At 70.6% G+C, this 13546-nt stretch carries 12 protein-coding genes and 1 pseudogene; 6 read left to right on the forward strand and 7 right to left on the reverse strand.

The features are described 5' to 3' along the window. Positions 1-7 precede the first annotated feature (7 nt). Genes paoC through paoA form a run of 3 tightly spaced genes read right to left on the reverse strand, consistent with a single transcriptional unit; the run spans position 8 to position 3777 of the window. On the reverse strand, positions 8-2227 hold the full coding sequence (gene paoC / locus AAHG03_RS22735) for an aldehyde oxidoreductase molybdenum-binding subunit PaoC (protein ID WP_342153430.1): 2220 nt from the start codon (positions 2225-2227) through the stop codon (positions 8-10). 3 nt (positions 2228-2230) lie between these two features. After that, on the reverse strand, positions 2231-3181 hold the full coding sequence (locus AAHG03_RS22740; protein ID WP_342153431.1) for an FAD binding domain-containing protein: 951 nt from the start codon (positions 3179-3181) through the stop codon (positions 2231-2233). Then, on the reverse strand, positions 3178-3777 hold the full coding sequence (paoA, locus tag AAHG03_RS22745; protein WP_342153433.1) for an aldehyde dehydrogenase iron-sulfur subunit PaoA: 600 nt from the start codon (positions 3775-3777) through the stop codon (positions 3178-3180). The genes AAHG03_RS22740 and paoA overlap by 4 nt, the downstream gene beginning before the upstream one ends. Positions 3778-4035: 258 nt before the next feature. Between paoA and AAHG03_RS22750 the strand changes: the two genes are divergently transcribed. Next, positions 4036-4929, forward strand: coding sequence for a LysR family transcriptional regulator (locus AAHG03_RS22750; protein WP_342153435.1), 894 nt, complete (start codon positions 4036-4038; stop codon positions 4927-4929). On the opposite strand, the gene AAHG03_RS22755 is transcribed toward AAHG03_RS22750, so the two are convergent. The 3 genes from AAHG03_RS22755 to AAHG03_RS22765 all read right to left on the reverse strand — a co-directional run bounded on the left by AAHG03_RS22755 (position 4892) and on the right by AAHG03_RS22765 (position 7051). Beyond that, entirely contained in the window at positions 4892-5713 is an 822-nt protein-coding gene (locus AAHG03_RS22755; RefSeq protein WP_342153504.1) for an SDR family oxidoreductase, read from the reverse strand. The two genes, AAHG03_RS22750 and AAHG03_RS22755, sit on opposite strands and share 38 nt — an antisense overlap. A gap of 132 nt (positions 5714-5845) precedes the next feature. Continuing rightward, positions 5846-6607 (reverse strand): glucose 1-dehydrogenase, encoded by a 762-nt coding sequence (locus tag AAHG03_RS22760; protein ID WP_342153438.1) that lies wholly within the window; start codon positions 6605-6607, stop codon positions 5846-5848. Positions 6608-6655: 48 nt separating this feature from the next. Continuing rightward, positions 6656-7051, reverse strand: a complete 396-nt coding sequence (locus AAHG03_RS22765) for a (R)-mandelonitrile lyase (protein ID WP_342153440.1) — start codon at positions 7049-7051, stop codon at positions 6656-6658. Between the two features lie 131 nt (positions 7052-7182). On the opposite strand from AAHG03_RS22765, the gene AAHG03_RS22770 reads away from it, so the two are divergent. Further along, positions 7183-8076, forward strand: a complete 894-nt coding sequence (locus tag AAHG03_RS22770) for a LysR family transcriptional regulator (RefSeq protein WP_342153442.1) — start codon at positions 7183-7185, stop codon at positions 8074-8076. Positions 8077-8081: 5 nt separating this feature from the next. Here AAHG03_RS22770 and AAHG03_RS22775 read toward each other — a convergent pair whose 3' ends face one another. Beyond that, positions 8082-9371 (reverse strand): flavin monoamine oxidase family protein, encoded by a 1290-nt coding sequence (locus AAHG03_RS22775; protein ID WP_342153505.1) that lies wholly within the window; start codon positions 9369-9371, stop codon positions 8082-8084. Positions 9372-9862: 491 nt separating this feature from the next. Between AAHG03_RS22775 and AAHG03_RS22780 the strand changes: the two genes are divergently transcribed. From AAHG03_RS22780 to AAHG03_RS22795, 4 genes and pseudogenes are all read left to right on the forward strand, one after another. Beyond that, entirely contained in the window at positions 9863-10843 is a 981-nt protein-coding gene (locus tag AAHG03_RS22780) for an ArdC family protein (protein WP_342153444.1), read from the forward strand. After that, positions 10843-11220 (forward strand): hypothetical protein, encoded by a 378-nt coding sequence (locus AAHG03_RS22785; RefSeq protein ID WP_342153446.1) that lies wholly within the window; start codon positions 10843-10845, stop codon positions 11218-11220. The genes AAHG03_RS22780 and AAHG03_RS22785 overlap by 1 nt, the downstream gene beginning before the upstream one ends. A gap of 85 nt (positions 11221-11305) precedes the next feature. Further along, positions 11306-11734, forward strand: a pseudogene (locus tag AAHG03_RS27140) (ParB/Srx family N-terminal domain-containing protein); the annotation flags it as partial. Between the two features lie 866 nt (positions 11735-12600). Continuing rightward, the gene (locus tag AAHG03_RS22795; RefSeq protein ID WP_342153450.1) at positions 12601-13413 is read left to right on the forward strand and encodes a hypothetical protein; all 813 of its coding nucleotides are present in this window, start codon (positions 12601-12603) and stop codon (positions 13411-13413) included. Positions 13414-13546 lie beyond the last annotated feature (133 nt).

Here is a 13546-nt window from a genome sequence, read left to right on the forward strand (position 1 = left end):
CCTGGCGTCATGCCGCCTCCGGCATGCGGTCGAGGAGCTTGTCGAGCGTGATCGGGTAGTCCCGCACGCGCACGCCGGTGGCGTTGTAGACCGCGTTCGCCACCGCCGCGCCGACCCCGCAGATGCCGAGCTCGCCGACGCCCTTGGCCTTCATCGGCGAGGACATCGGATCGACCTCGTCGAGGAAGATCACCTCCTGGTGCGGGATGTCGGCATGGACCGGTACCTCGTAGCCGGCAAGATCGTGGTTGGCGAAGAACCCGCGCTTGGTGTCGACCGCCAACTCCTCCATCAGGGCGGCGCCGGTACCCATGGTCATCCCGCCGATGACTTGGCTGCGGGCCGACTTCGGGTTGAGGATGCGCCCGGCCGCGCAGACCGCCAGCATCCGCCGGACCCGGACCTCGCCGGTATAGGCATCGACACCGACCTCGACGAAGTGCGCCCCGAAGGTCGATTGCTGCTGCTTCTTCGAGATGTCGCCGAACTCGATGGTGTCCTCGGCCGAGACCTCGCCCCCGCTCGCCGCCGCGCCGATCTGCACGGCGCGGTTGCCGGCCCGCACCTGCCCGTCGGCGAACACGGCGTCGGCCGAGTTGATGCCCAGGCGCTGCGCCACCGCCTCGCGCAGCTTCACGCAGGCCGCGTAGACGCCCGCGGTCGACGAGTTGGCGCCGAACTGCCCGCCGGACCCGGAGGAGACCGGGAAGGCGGAGTCGCCCAGGCGGACGACGACCTTGTCGAGCGGCAAGCCCATCATCTCGGCCGCCGTCTGGGCGATGATGGTGTAGCTGCCGGTGCCGATGTCGGTCATGTCGGTCTCGACCGTGACCGTGCCGTCACCGGCGAGCCGAACCCGCGCGCCGGACTTCATCACCATGTTGTTGCGGAACGCCGCCGCCATGCCATGCCCGACGAGCCATTGCCCGTCGCGGACCTGGCCCGGCTTGGCGTTGCGCTTCGACCAACCGAACTTCTCGGCGCCGAGCTTCAGGCAGCCGACGAGGTCGCGGTGCGAGAACGGGCGCTTCGGGTCCTGCGGGTCGACCTGGGTGTCGTTGCGGATGCGGAACTCGACCGGGTCCATCCCAAGCTTCTCGGCCATCTCGTCCATGGCGACCTCCAGGACCATCAGGCCCGGAGCCTCGCCAGGGGCCCGCATCGCGTTGCCTTCAGGCAGGTCGAGATGGGCGAGTTTCATCGCGGTCAGGCGGTTGGCGCCAGCGTAGAGCAGCTTGGTCTGGCTCACCGCCGTCTCGGGGTCGCCGTCGGGCAGGTTCCCCGACGTGCTCTCGTGGGCGATGGCCGTGATGGTCCCGTCCTTCGTCGCGCCGATCCGCACCCGCTGTATCGTGGCGGGCCGGTGCGTGGTGTTGTTCATGACCAGCGGGCGGGTGAGCGCGACCTTTACGGGCCGCTTGGCCGCCTTGGCCCCGAGCGCGGCCAGCACCGCGTCGGCGCGCACGAACAGCTTCCCGCCGAACCCGCCGCCGACGTATGGGGAATCGAGGCGGACGTTCTCCTTCGGGACGCCGAGGATCTTGGCGAGGCTGCCATGGCCCCAGGCGATCATCTGGTTCGAGGTCCAGAGGGTGACCTTGTCGCCGTCCCACGCCGCGATGGTCGCGTGCGGCTCCATCATCGCGTGGCTCTCGTCGGCGGTGGAGTAGGTCTCGTCAAACTGCACCGGGGCCTGCGCAAAGGCCCCCTCGAAGTCGCCGACCCGCTCCTCGCCGTTGCCGCCGCTGCCCTCGCCGCTGTCGCCGGGCACGGGCTTGGCGCCCTTCGCCTCGGCCGCGAGGTCGAACTTGCCGGCCGCGGGGGCGTAATCGACCTTCACCAGGAAGGCCGCGGCCCGGGCCTGCTCGAATGTCTCGGCCACCACGACCGCGATGGCCTGGTGGTAGTGCTGCACCTCGTCGCCGCCGAACAGGTAGGCTGCGTTCATCATGCCCCGCTCCATGCGGGGATGCTCAAGGGTCGTCACAATGGCGAGGACGCCGGGCGCCCTCTTTGCCGCCGCGGTGTCGATCCGGCGCACGCGCCCCTTGGCGATGCCGGCGCCGAGGACGTAGCCGTAAGCCTGGTTCGCCGCCACGTCGTGGCGCTCGTAGGCGTAGGGCGCCATGCCGGTGGTCTTGTACTTGCCGTCGATGCGGTCGGTCGGCTTGCCCACGACCTTGAGCTGGTCGATGGGGTTCTGGCCGGCGGGGGTATCGAACTTCATGGCTCAGGCCCTCGCTTGGTTGAGCGCCGCCGCGAGCGTGCGCTCGGCGAGCTTCAGCTTGTAGGCGTTGTCCTCGGTCGGCTTGGCGCCGGCGAAGACCTTGTCGGTCACCGCCTTGGCGCCTCGCGGCAGGTCGGCCTCGGCCGCCTCGACCCGCCATGGCTTGTGGGCGACGCCGCCGAAGGCGACGTGGCCGCTGCCGTCCTTGCCGAGGATGGCCGCCACCGAGACCAGCGCGTAGGCGTAGGAGGCCCGGTCGCGGACCTTCCGGTAGATGTGCATGCCGGAGACCGGCTTCGGCAACGTCACCGCCGTGATGAGCTCGCCGGGCTTCAGGCTCGTGTCCACCTCGGGCCTGTCGCCGGGAAGGCGATGGAAGTCGGCGATGGCGATCTTCCGCTCTGTCCCCTTGGCGTCGACGGTCTCGACGGTGGCGTCGAGCACCCGCATGGCCACCGCCATGTCGCCGGGATGGGTCGCGATGCAGGCCTCGCTCGATCCGATGACGGCGAGCGACCGGCTCACGCCGTCGAGCGCCGAGCAGCCCGAGCCCGGCTGGCGTTTGTTGCAGGCCTGGGCGGTGTCGTAGAAGTACGGGCAGCGGGTCCGCTGGAGCAGGTTGCCGGCGGTGGTCGCCTTGTTGCGCAGCTGGCCGGAGGCTCCGGCGAGCAGGGCCCGGCTGAGCACCCCGTAATCCTTCCGCACCCGCGCGTCGGCGGCGAGGTCGGTGTTGCGCACCAGCGCGCCGATGCGCAGGCCGCCCTCCGGCGTCGCCTCGACCTTGTCCAGGTTCAGGCCGTTCACGTCGACGAGATGCGTCGGCGTCTCGATCTGCAGCTTCATCAGGTCGAGGAGATTGGTGCCGCCGGCGATGAACTTGGCGTTCGGCGTGCGCGCGACCGCGGCGGCCGCCTCGGCGGGCGTGCCCGGGCGCTCGTAGGTGAAGGACTTCATGCGGGCCTCCCGGCGACCTCGGTCATCGCCTCGACGATGTTGGAGTAGGCGCCGCAGCGGCAGATATTGCCGCTCATGCGCTCGCGGATCTCCGTCTCGGTGACCTGCGTCGGCGCGGTGAGGTCGGCGGTGACGTGGCTCGGGATGCCGGCCTTGATCTCGGCGAGCACGGCCACGCCGGAGCAGATCTGGCCGGGGGTGCAGTAGCCGCACTGGTAGCCGTCGTGCTTCACGAACGCCGCCTGCATCGGGTGCAGGGCGTCGGGCTGGCCCAGGCCCTCGATGGTGGTGATCTCGCTGCCCTGGTGCATCACGGCGAGCGTCAGGCAAGCGTTGATGCGCCGCCCGTCGACGATCATCGTACAGGCGCCGCACTGGCCGTGGTCGCAGCCCTTCTTCGAGCCGGTCAGGTGCAGGTGCTCGCGCGCCGCGTCGAGCAGGCTGGTGCGGGTATCGAGCTCAAGCTCCTGGCGCTGCCCATTCACGGTGAGCGATACCTTCGCCATCACGGGCTTGTCAGTGCCAGCGGGGGCCGCGTCGGCGCGGGCGCCGGCTGGCGTGGCGGCCAGGGCCGCCGCGGCGGATGCTCCGACCATCAGGTCTCTCCGATTCAATAAGATGTCTCCGGGACGACCCATCGCGGCCTCCGAGCTTGCGGGGGGATGACCGACCGAAGGCCGTGCATCGTGCAGGGAATGCCAGGGCAACCCGGACAGCTTGAATAGGCTCCAAGGTACGGCGCTTGGCCGCAACGATTAGGTTCCGTTTCCACATAGGCTTATGAGCCTGGCTTATGGATCATCGTACCTTCGTGGTACGGGGCCAGGGACGACGGGCTCGGCCGGGGATGGGCGATGGCGAGACAGGGAATGACCGACCTGTTCTCCTTCGTCACCGTGGCGAACGAGGGCAGCTTCACCCGGGCCGCCAAGCGCCTCGGCGTGACGCAGTCGGCGCTGAGCCACGCCATGAACGGGTTGGAGGCGCGGGTCGGGTTGCGCCTGCTGAACCGTTCGACGCGCAGCGTCACGCCGACCGAGGCCGGCATGCGCCTGCTCGGTGTCATCGCTCCCCAGTTCGCGCAAATCGAGGTCGAGCTCAGCGCCCTGACGGAGCTTCGGGACAAGCCCGCCGGGAACGTCAGGATCACCGCGCCCGAGATCGCCGCCGAGACGGTGCTCTGGCCGGTCCTGCGCCGGCTGCTGCCGGAATATCCCGACGTCCACGTCGAGGTGGTCTCGTCCGACGCCCGGACCGACATCGTCGCCGAACGCTTCGACGCGGGCGTCCGCGTCGGCGAGTACGTCGAGAAGGACATGGTGGCCGTGTGCATCGCGCCGCCGATGCGCATGGCGGTCGTCGCGCGACCGTCCTACCTCGCCGACCGGCCCGCCCCCCGGACGCCCGAGGACCTGACAGGGCACCGCTGCATCAACCTGGCGCGCGCTTCGCGCGGAGACCTCTTCCCCTGGGAGTTCGAGCGGGACGGCCGGGAGGTGGCCGTGCGCGTCTCGGGCCAGATCGCGTTCTCCAGCCTGCGCCTGATCCGCGAGGCGGCCCTGGATGGGCTCGGCCTGGCCTACCTGCCCGAGCAGGAGGTTCTCGCCGACGTGGCGGAGGGGCGCCTGATGCGGGTCCTGGAGGAGTGGTGCGAGCCCTTCCCGAGCTACCATCTCTACTATCCCAGCCGGCGCCAGCCGACTCCGGCGTTCACGGTCCTCGTCGAGGCGCTACGCCATCGGGGATGACGACGGGCTGCGCCCCTGACCCTACCGTCTGGCCACCGTCGACGATCATGGCGTCCCCGACGGTGAAGGCGCCGAGGTCGGAGCACAGGAAGAGGACCGCAGCCGCGATCTCCTCGGGCTTGCCCATGCGCCCGACCGGCTCCTGGGCGATCACGCGCTCGAGGCCCTCCGGCGTGCCGCCCGTGAACCGCTGCATCATGGGCGTGTCGATGATGCCCGGGCAGACGGCGTTGATGCGGATGCCGTCCTTTGCGTAGTCCAGCGCGGCGCTCTTGGTCATGCCGATCACGCCGTGCTTGGTCGCGGCGTAGGCCGCCTGTCCGGCGAAGCCCTTCACGCCGGCCCCGGACGACGTGTTGACGATAGCGCCGCCGCCGCCCTTCACCATCAACGGTATCTGGTGCTTCATGCAGAGGAAGACCCCGCGCAGGTTGATGCCGACGATGCGCTCGAAATCCTCGTCGGGGATGTCGGCCGCGGGCATGACAGGCTGCTCGACGCCCTCATTGTTGAAGGCGAAGTCGAGCCTGCCAAACGTCTCGGCCGTCAGGTCGAGCGCCCGCTTCACGTCCCCGGAATCGCTGACGTCGCAACGCACGGCGACCGCCCGCCCGCCGGCCTGCTCGATCATGCGGGCCGTGTCCTCGTTCCCCTCCTGCGAAACGTCGGCGACCGCGACGCTCGCACCGGCCTGGGCGAAGGCCAGGGCGGTGGCACGCCCGATCCCGCTGGTCGAGCCGGTCACGAACGCGACCTTGCCCGAGAAATCATGGCTCTTGGTCATGGACGTCTTCTCTTCACCACGGGTCGTGAGGGGGACCGGGATCGGCATGGGATCGACGCGGACCGGTCGGGCAGGCGAACGCCGTTGCCACCGCCAGGAGCGCCCCCGTGTGCGCCCGCAGGGTCATCGTGCTCACGTGGCGGTGTAGCCGCCGTCGACCGGCAGCGCGACGCCGAGGATGAAGCTCGCGGCGTCGCTGCAGAGGAACAGCACCGCGGCGGCGACCTCCTCCGGACGGCCGAGCCGCTTGTTCGGCTGCTTGCCCATGATGACGTCCATCGCCTCGGGCTGCTCCTTGAGCATCCTGGCGACCATCGGCGTGTCGATGGTGCCCGGGCAGACGGCGTTGAGGCGGACGCCACGGGGCGCGTTTTCGAGCGCGGCGCTTTGGGTCATGCCGATCACGCCGTACTTCGTGGCGTGGTAGGCCGCGAGGCCGGGGTTTCCGATGAGGCCGCCGATGGACGAGCAGTTCACGATGGCGCCGCTGCCCTGCGCCTGCATCTGCCGCAACTCGGCCTGCATGCAGTTCCAGACGCCGCGCAGGTTGACCGCCATCACCCGCTCGTAATCCGCGTCCGGTACTTCCACGACGTTGTTGGCCGGGATCTGGATGCCGGCGTTGTTGAAGGCGGCGTCCAGCCGGCCGTAGGTGTCGACCGTCCGGCGGACCATGGCTACGACCTCCGCCTCGTTCGCCACGTCGCAGGTCACGCCGAGCACCTTGTGGCCCGCAGCCCCCAGGCCGGCGACGGCCTTGCCGAGGGCGGCCTCGTCGCGGTCCGACAGGACGACCGCCGCGCCCGCCTCGGCGAACATCCGGGCCGCGGCGAAGCCCATGCCCATGGCCGCCCCGGTGACCAGGGCGACCTTGTCCTCGAAAGAAATCCGCATGCTCAAACCCTCGATTCCTGCCTCCGGGTTAAGGAATGGTCGTCGGGGCTATCCGGCGTACTGGTCGTCGGTGACCTTCTCCATCCAGGTCACCGGGCTGCCGTCGAGCGCCTCCTGAATGGCGATGTGGCTCATCGCGGTGGTCGGGCCGGCGCTGTGCCAGTGTTTCTCGCCCGGCGGGAACCAGACCACGTCCCCGGGCCGGATCTCCTCGATGGGGCCACCCTCGCGCTGGACCCGGCCGCAGCCGGCGGTGACGATCAGCGTCTGTCCAAGCGGGTGCGTGTGCCAGGCCGTGCGTGCGCCCGGCTCGAAGGTAACGAGGGCGCCGCCCGTCCTGGCCGGCTCGGCGGCGCCGAACAGCGGGTCGATGCGGACGGTCCCGGTGAACCATGCCTCCGGTCCCTTACCCGAGGGCTGCGACCCTGCGCGCTTGATCTCCATGACGACGCTCCTTCGCGGCTTCCGCCGACCGCGATGCGTCGGCGGTGGAATGCTCGCGACGATAGCTAGCCCGCAGGGCACCCCCGGATTAGATGCTGAGTTCCACTTGGGCCTATGAGCGAGGCTTATGAATGCTGCGCGAGAGTCTGAACGACCTGAGCGCCTTCCTGGCCGTCGCGCGGGAGCGGAGCTTCACGCGGGCCGCGGCGCAGCTCGGCGTCTCGCAGCCGGCGCTGAGCCAGACCGTCCGAGGGTTAGAGGCGCGCCTGGGCGTGCGACTCCTGTCCCGCACCACCCGCAGCGTCTCGCCGACCGAGGCCGGCGAGCGACTCCTCAAGGCGGTGGGACCCCGGTTCGAGGAGATCGAGGCGGGACTCGCCGGCCTCGCCGAGATGCGGGGCAAGCCGGCAGGCAACCTTCGGATCACCGCCGACGAGCACGCGGCACCCACAGTGCTCTGGCCGGCGTTGCGGCGCGTCCTGCCGGACCACCCCGACATCAAGGTCGAGGTTGTCGTCAGCAGCGTCCTGACCGACATCGTCACCGAGCGGTTCGACGCCGGGGTGCGCTGGGGCGGCATCGTCGCCAAGGACATGACCGCGGTCCGGATCGGGCCGGACATGCGCATGGCCGCCGTCGCGGCTCCCTCTTATTTCGCCGGGCGAGCCAAGCCGCAGCGCCCGGAGGATCTCACCGCGCATGCCTGCATCAACCTGCGCCTGCCGACCCATGGCGGTCTCTACGCCTGGGAGTTCGAGAAGGACGGGCGCGAGGTGAGGGTCCGGGTCGAGGGACAGTTGGTGTTCGACACCGAGCCGCTGCTCCTCCAGGCCGCGCTGGACGGGTTCGGGATCGCCTACCTATTCGAGGACGGGGTGCGGGCGCACCTGGAAGCGGGAACCCTCGTCCAGGTTCTGGAGGACTGGTGCGACCCGTTCCCGGGCTATCACCTCTACTACCCGAGCCGGCGTGAGCCGGAGCCGGCGCTGGCCGTGTTGGTCGATGCGCTGCGTTACTGCGGCTAAGGTCCCTACCCAGCCGCTCGCGTCGGCGCAGCGATGGCAACGTGCCGTCCCTGGCGGTCCCTGTCCCGAAGCGCCGCCATGGCCTCGTCGGCGGCCCGCTGCCCGCTGTCGTGCGCCCCGTGGGCGGTCGTGAAGTCGAAGGGGTGCGTCGCCTCGCCCGCGAAGAACAGCCGGTCCTCGAAGGGCCGTGCCAGCTGTGCCCGTGCCTGGGATCGGCCCGGCAGGGCGCAGCTATACGCGCCGCCGATGGACGCCACCCGTCTCCACGAGGTCGCCGCCAGCGGTCGGATGGCCGACGCCACGTCGCCGCCGAACAGGCCGGTCAACTCGGCCGACACAAACGCGAAGCCGGCGGCGGGACCTTCCTCCTCAAGGATGCGGGCCCCTTCTCCGCCCAGGAACGCCTCGATGACCGGCCAGCCGTTGGGCCGGATCGAGTAGGCCGCCGACCTCGCATCGCGCAGGTTCCCGTAGGCGTGGGAGTTCGCCTCGAACGCGGTATCGCGCCCGATCTCCAAGAAGATCTTCTCGTTGCGGCCGAGCGGCAGGGCGGCGGCTGCCTCGCGCCACGGTTCGGTCCCAGGAGGCAGGCGGATGGCGTCGCCGGCCAGGACCGCGGTCGAGACCGTGAGGATGACGGCCTTGGCGCGGAGGGTGCCGGCGCGCGTCGCGACGGCGACACCGTCCGCTGTCAGGTCGATCCGCTCGGCGGGCGTGACCAGCCGCAGCGCGGTCGAGGAAGGCAGGCTGGCGGCGATGAGCGTGCCGTAGCCCAGCGGCAGGTTCCAGTTCTTGCCCGTCGAGGCATCGTCGTAGGCCAGGTAGTCGGAAGCGGAGATCTGCTCGGGCGCTATGCCGCTCATGAAGCCGGCGATGGCCCGCACGTAGGCGTTCCACTCACCGCCGGGCTCCAGGGCGTCGCTTGCCCGGTCGCTGCCACGCGCGACTGGGCGGAGCCGCTCCTCCCAACCGCCGAACGCCCTCCGGGCCGCCTGCTCGTCGTCCTCGTTCCGGGCGATGCCGGGATGCGCCTGAGCCCACGGCGGATCGCCGCGGTCAACCGGAAAGCCTGATGCCTCTGCGATGCCGACCCAGGCGTTGCGGTCGCCCGAGTGCAGCCATTCGCAGCCCAGGTCGAGCGGATACCCAGCGAGATTCTGCGTGAAGGCGCGGCCTCCGAGACGTGAAGACGCCTCCAGCAGCAAGGCCGATGCATCGTTGGCCGCGAGCCGCCGTGCCGCGCCGATGCCGGCGGCGCCTCCCCCCACGATGATGACGTCGTACGCGTTGCCCATGGGCCGAAAGGTGAGGTCTGCCGACACGGCTTCCAAGGTTCGCGCATGGCGGACTGCCTGGGATCCGCACCGGTCCCGAGGTCGGCGTCGATTGCTGGTACTGGCCCCGGCGCGCCTGGAGGACCTCCTTCAGCGGATGGCGGAAACACCCGAGGGCACACCGGCCGTCCGACCTCAGACCTGGGCGATGATGTGGGCCATGTCTGCGTCGCCGCGGCGAGCCGACATTCCTGGGCGCACGATGCGCGAAAGCGGCGCGCGCCCTGACCGCGTCCCAGCACCAAGCCTCTCTGTCGTTCAAAGGGACGGTGCGCCGATCACCGCTAGGACGTGCCTCGATTCGCCGGCCCAGGGTTACGGGGGGTGGATCGCGCCCCGGTGCGGTCGCCGATGGGCGTCGCGTCGAGAGAAAGAGGTCAGGTGCGCGGCGCGCGACGGGTTTGGAGGTCAGGAGAGAGGCTCCTCGGCCGCCCGTCGCGAAAGCCTGTCCGATGGCGCACTCCCCTCCCCGGCCCGCTCCGGATCGCTCCAGCGTGTATCGCGAGGTCACCGACCGTATCCTCGCCGACCTGGAGGCCGGTCGCCTGCCCTGGGTCCAGCCCTGGACCTCCGATCGCGTTCGGGCGCCGCTCGGACTGCCGGCCAACGCCGCCACCGGTCGCCGTTACTCAGGCATCAACATCCTGATCCTGTGGTGTGCCGTGGTGGAGCGCGGTTTCGCCGGCCAGGGCTGGCTCACCTTCCGGCAAGCGCAGGCGCTCGGCGGCAGCGTGCGCCGGGGCGAGCGCGGGACGTCGGTCGTCTATGCCGACCGCTTCACGCCGCGGGATGAACGGGTTCGTGCGGACCGCGACGGCGATGCGGCCCGCAGCGTCCCCTTCCTCAAGCGGTTCACGGTCTTCAACACTGAGCAATGCGACGGCCTGCCCGGCGCTGCCTGGGAGACCGCCGCAACGGTGCCGCCCGGCCTCATCCGTCCGAAGGTCGAGACGTTGATCGCCCGAAGCGGGGCCGACCTGCGGATCGGCGGCGACCGGGCCTTCTACGACATCGACGCCGATTACGTGCGGCTGCCGCCGCCCCACAGCTTTCGGCAGCCGATCGATTGGCACCGGACGGCCCTGCACGAACTCGGTCACTGGACCGGCGCGGGGCACCGCCTGGCGCGCGATCTCTCCGGTCGCTTCGGCTCCGCGCCCTACGCCCAGGAGGAACTCGTCGCCGAACTGACGGCGGCGTTCACCTGCGCCAGCCTGTCGATCGTGCCGACCGTCCGCCATGCCGACTACATCGGTGCCTGGCTTCAGATTCTTCGCGCGGACGAACGTGCGGTGGTGCGCGCGGCCTCCGCCGCCTCCCGTGCCGCCGACTTCCTTCTCGCCTTCCTTCCGTCGGACGCTGCGAATTTCCCGGCATCGGTCGCGGCCGATCCGGAGCACGCCGAGCGTCCGTGCCGTGCGGAGGTCCTGTGATGCCGCGCACCGTCTCGGCTTACGCCGCGCTGATCGCGCGGGCGCTGCGCACGGAGGGCGGCCACCTTGCCGTCGGCCGGGGCGGCTTCACCTTGTGGTTCGGACGCGATGGCCGCCTGTCGGGGGGTGACGAGACCGAAATCCTGGAGGCCTGCCGCGCGGCCGGTCTGCCCGTGATCGCCAGCCGCCCGGTCCCGTTCGACCGGCTGGCGCACCTCGTCATGTCCGGTCCGATGATCGCCGTCGGGGAGCCCCCGGATCCGCCGCCCCATCACGGTCTGTCCAACGCACCGTTGGCGGTCGTGGCGGCGGCCTATCGTGCTTCGGGTGCGACCGTGTTCAACCTCGAAGCCGTCGAGCGTGGCACCGCGCGCTGAGAGGACGAGGATAGGAAGAGGCTTCGCGACGGCGCGAGATGATTGGGAGAGTTCCTCCCGGCCGCGTCCGTCGCGGAGACCCGACATGGCCCGACCCACCACGAAGCTGACCCTGCATGCCGCCCGCGCGATTCCATTCGACAAGGTCGTTCTGTCCCAGGCGAACGTCCGGCGCCTTCAGGCCGGCCAGTCGATCGAGGACCTCGCCGAAGACATCGCCCGGCGCAGCCTTCTCACCAGCCTCACCGTCCGTCCTGTCCGGGACGCGACCGGCGCCGAGACCGGCCTGTTCGAGGTGCCGGCGGGCGGGCGCCGCTACCGTGCGCTCGAACATCTCGTGAAGACCAAGCGCCTCGCCAAGAATGCGAGCGTGCCCTGCATCGTGGTGCCGGCCGACCCCGGCCATACGGCCGAGGAGGACTCGCTCGCGGAAAATTTGCAGCGCGTGGCGCTCCATCCGCTCGACCAGTTTCGGGCCTTTTGGACGCTGCACGACCAGGGGCTCGGGGACGAGGCGATCGCCGCCCGCTTCTTCGTGTCGGCCCGGATTGTGGCCCAACGCCTCAAGCTCGCGCGCGTCAGCCCGACGCTGCTCGACCTCTACGCGCAGGACGGCCTCAGCCTCGAGCAGCTGATGGCGTTCACGGTCTGCGACGATCACGCCCGCCAGGAGGCGGTGTGGTCGGCGCTCGCCCGCAGCAATTCCCGCGAGCCCTACGCGATCCGCCGCATGTTGACCGAGAGCGCGGTAAACGGCACCGACAAGCGCGCCCAGTATGTCGGGCTCGCGGTCTACGAGGCGGCGGGTGGTGTGATGCTGCGGGACCTGTTCGCCGCCGCCGATGGCGGCGGCTGGCTCCAAGATATCGCTCTGCTCGACCGCTTGACGGCGGACCGTCTGGCCGAGGACGCCGAGCGCATCCGGGCCGAGGGCTGGCGCTGGGTCGAGGCGACGTCCGATCTGGCTTACGGCCACTCGGTCGGCCTGCGCCGGTTGCGCGGCGAGGGCGGACTGAGCCCGGAGGAGCAAGCGAGCCGCGCGGCGCTGCTGCTGGAAGCCGAGGAGATCGAGGCGGAGCACGCCGCAGCCGAGGAGCTGCCGGCCGCCGCCGACCAGCGTCTCGGGGCGATCGAGGCGATGCTGGAAGCGCCGGACGAGCGGTCGCCGGTCTTCGAGCCGGAGGAGGTCGCCTACGCCGGCGCCTTCGTGTCGCTCGATGCCTCCGGTCGTCTGCGGGTCGAGCGCGGATACGTGCGCCCGGAGGATGAGCCGGGCGCGGCGGAGCCCGGGACACGTGAGGCCGGAACTGGGACGGACGGGCCAGAGGCGCCATCGCCGGTGCCGGCACTCGGCGCCGCTGCGGCGGCCCCCCTGCCCCCGTGGAGGCCGATGAGGGCAGTGCCGTCATCTCCGATCGGCTTCTGTCCGATTTGACGAGCGTGCGCACCCTCGGCCTGGGCGACGCGCTCGCGCGCGATCCCGACGCCGCGTTGCTCGCCCTGCTGCATGCCCTGACGCTGCAAACGTTCGACCGGGAGAGCGGCGCGCGCGAGACATGTCTGGACATCGAGGCGCGCCACATCGCCCTGACGCGCGCCGCGCCGGGGCTTGCCGCCAACGCGGCGGCCATCGCGCTCGCGCAGCGGCATGCCGACGGGTCTCAGCAGCTCCCGGTTCGGCCCCAGGACCTTTGGGAGGCGTTGCGCAGCTTCGATCTCGACAGCCGGCACGACCTCCTTGCGTATTGCACGGCGCTCAGCCTCAATGCCGTAATCCTGCCGCACGATCGGCCCGGCCGTACCGTGACGCCCGCCGATCGGATTGCCCAGCAGGTCGGCCTCGACATGACCCGCAGCTTCACGCCGATGGCAGCGAATGATTTCGGGCGCACGACGAAGGCCGGCATTCTCGTCGCGGTGCGAGAGGCCAAGGTTGAGGCAGCGGTCCAGCTCATCGACCATCTGCGCAAGGCCGACATGGCCGTAGAAGCAGAACGGCTCGTGGCCGGAACCGGATGGCTGCCGCGGCCGCTGTGCACGCCTGGGGACGATGGCGAAGCCCCCTCCCCTGCCCCGAACGGTGTCGATCGCGGCTCGGCCGCCGCGTCCGGTCCCGCACTTCCGGTCTTCCTGACCGAGCCGGACGCGAGCACCCCGTCGGACACCGGAGCCTGGCCGCAAGCGGCCGAGTAACGCCACGGCCTTCTGCCGTCTCAGCCGACGCCGGCCCGTTGCGACGCGGGCCGTGCGCTGACCCCACGCGTGCCGCTCGCCTGTCCCGCGATGGGCGGCGCGTCATCCCTCGCGGGAAGCCTGCCGCGGCGGG

The organism is Methylorubrum subtropicum, assembly GCF_038442325.1.
Classification (GTDB): domain Bacteria; phylum Pseudomonadota; class Alphaproteobacteria; order Rhizobiales; family Beijerinckiaceae; genus Methylobacterium; species Methylobacterium subtropicum.

Excerpts from the sequence above, each read along its gene's own strand:
- paoC (WP_342153430.1), bottom strand. The coding sequence starts at position 2,227 with ATGAAGTTCGATACCCCCGCCGGCCAGAACCCCATCGACCAGCTCAAG.
- AAHG03_RS22740 (WP_342153431.1), bottom strand. The coding sequence starts at position 3,181 with ATGAAGTCCTTCACCTACGAGCGCCCGGGCACGCCCGCCGAGGCGGCC.
- paoA (WP_342153433.1), bottom strand. The coding sequence starts at position 3,777 with ATGGTCGGAGCATCCGCCGCGGCGGCCCTGGCCGCCACGCCAGCCGGC.
- AAHG03_RS22750 (WP_342153435.1), top strand. The coding sequence starts at position 4,036 with ATGGCGAGACAGGGAATGACCGACCTGTTCTCCTTCGTCACCGTGGCG.
- AAHG03_RS22755 (WP_342153504.1), bottom strand. The coding sequence starts at position 5,713 with ATGACCAAGAGCCATGATTTCTCGGGCAAGGTCGCGTTCGTGACCGGC.
- AAHG03_RS22760 (WP_342153438.1), bottom strand. The coding sequence starts at position 6,607 with ATGCGGATTTCTTTCGAGGACAAGGTCGCCCTGGTCACCGGGGCGGCC.
- AAHG03_RS22765 (WP_342153440.1), bottom strand. The coding sequence starts at position 7,051 with ATGGAGATCAAGCGCGCAGGGTCGCAGCCCTCGGGTAAGGGACCGGAG.
- AAHG03_RS22770 (WP_342153442.1), top strand. The coding sequence starts at position 7,183 with ATGCTGCGCGAGAGTCTGAACGACCTGAGCGCCTTCCTGGCCGTCGCG.
- AAHG03_RS22775 (WP_342153505.1), bottom strand. The coding sequence starts at position 9,371 with ATGGGCAACGCGTACGACGTCATCATCGTGGGGGGAGGCGCCGCCGGC.
- AAHG03_RS22780 (WP_342153444.1), top strand. The coding sequence starts at position 9,863 with ATGGCGCACTCCCCTCCCCGGCCCGCTCCGGATCGCTCCAGCGTGTAT.
- AAHG03_RS22785 (WP_342153446.1), top strand. The coding sequence starts at position 10,843 with ATGCCGCGCACCGTCTCGGCTTACGCCGCGCTGATCGCGCGGGCGCTG.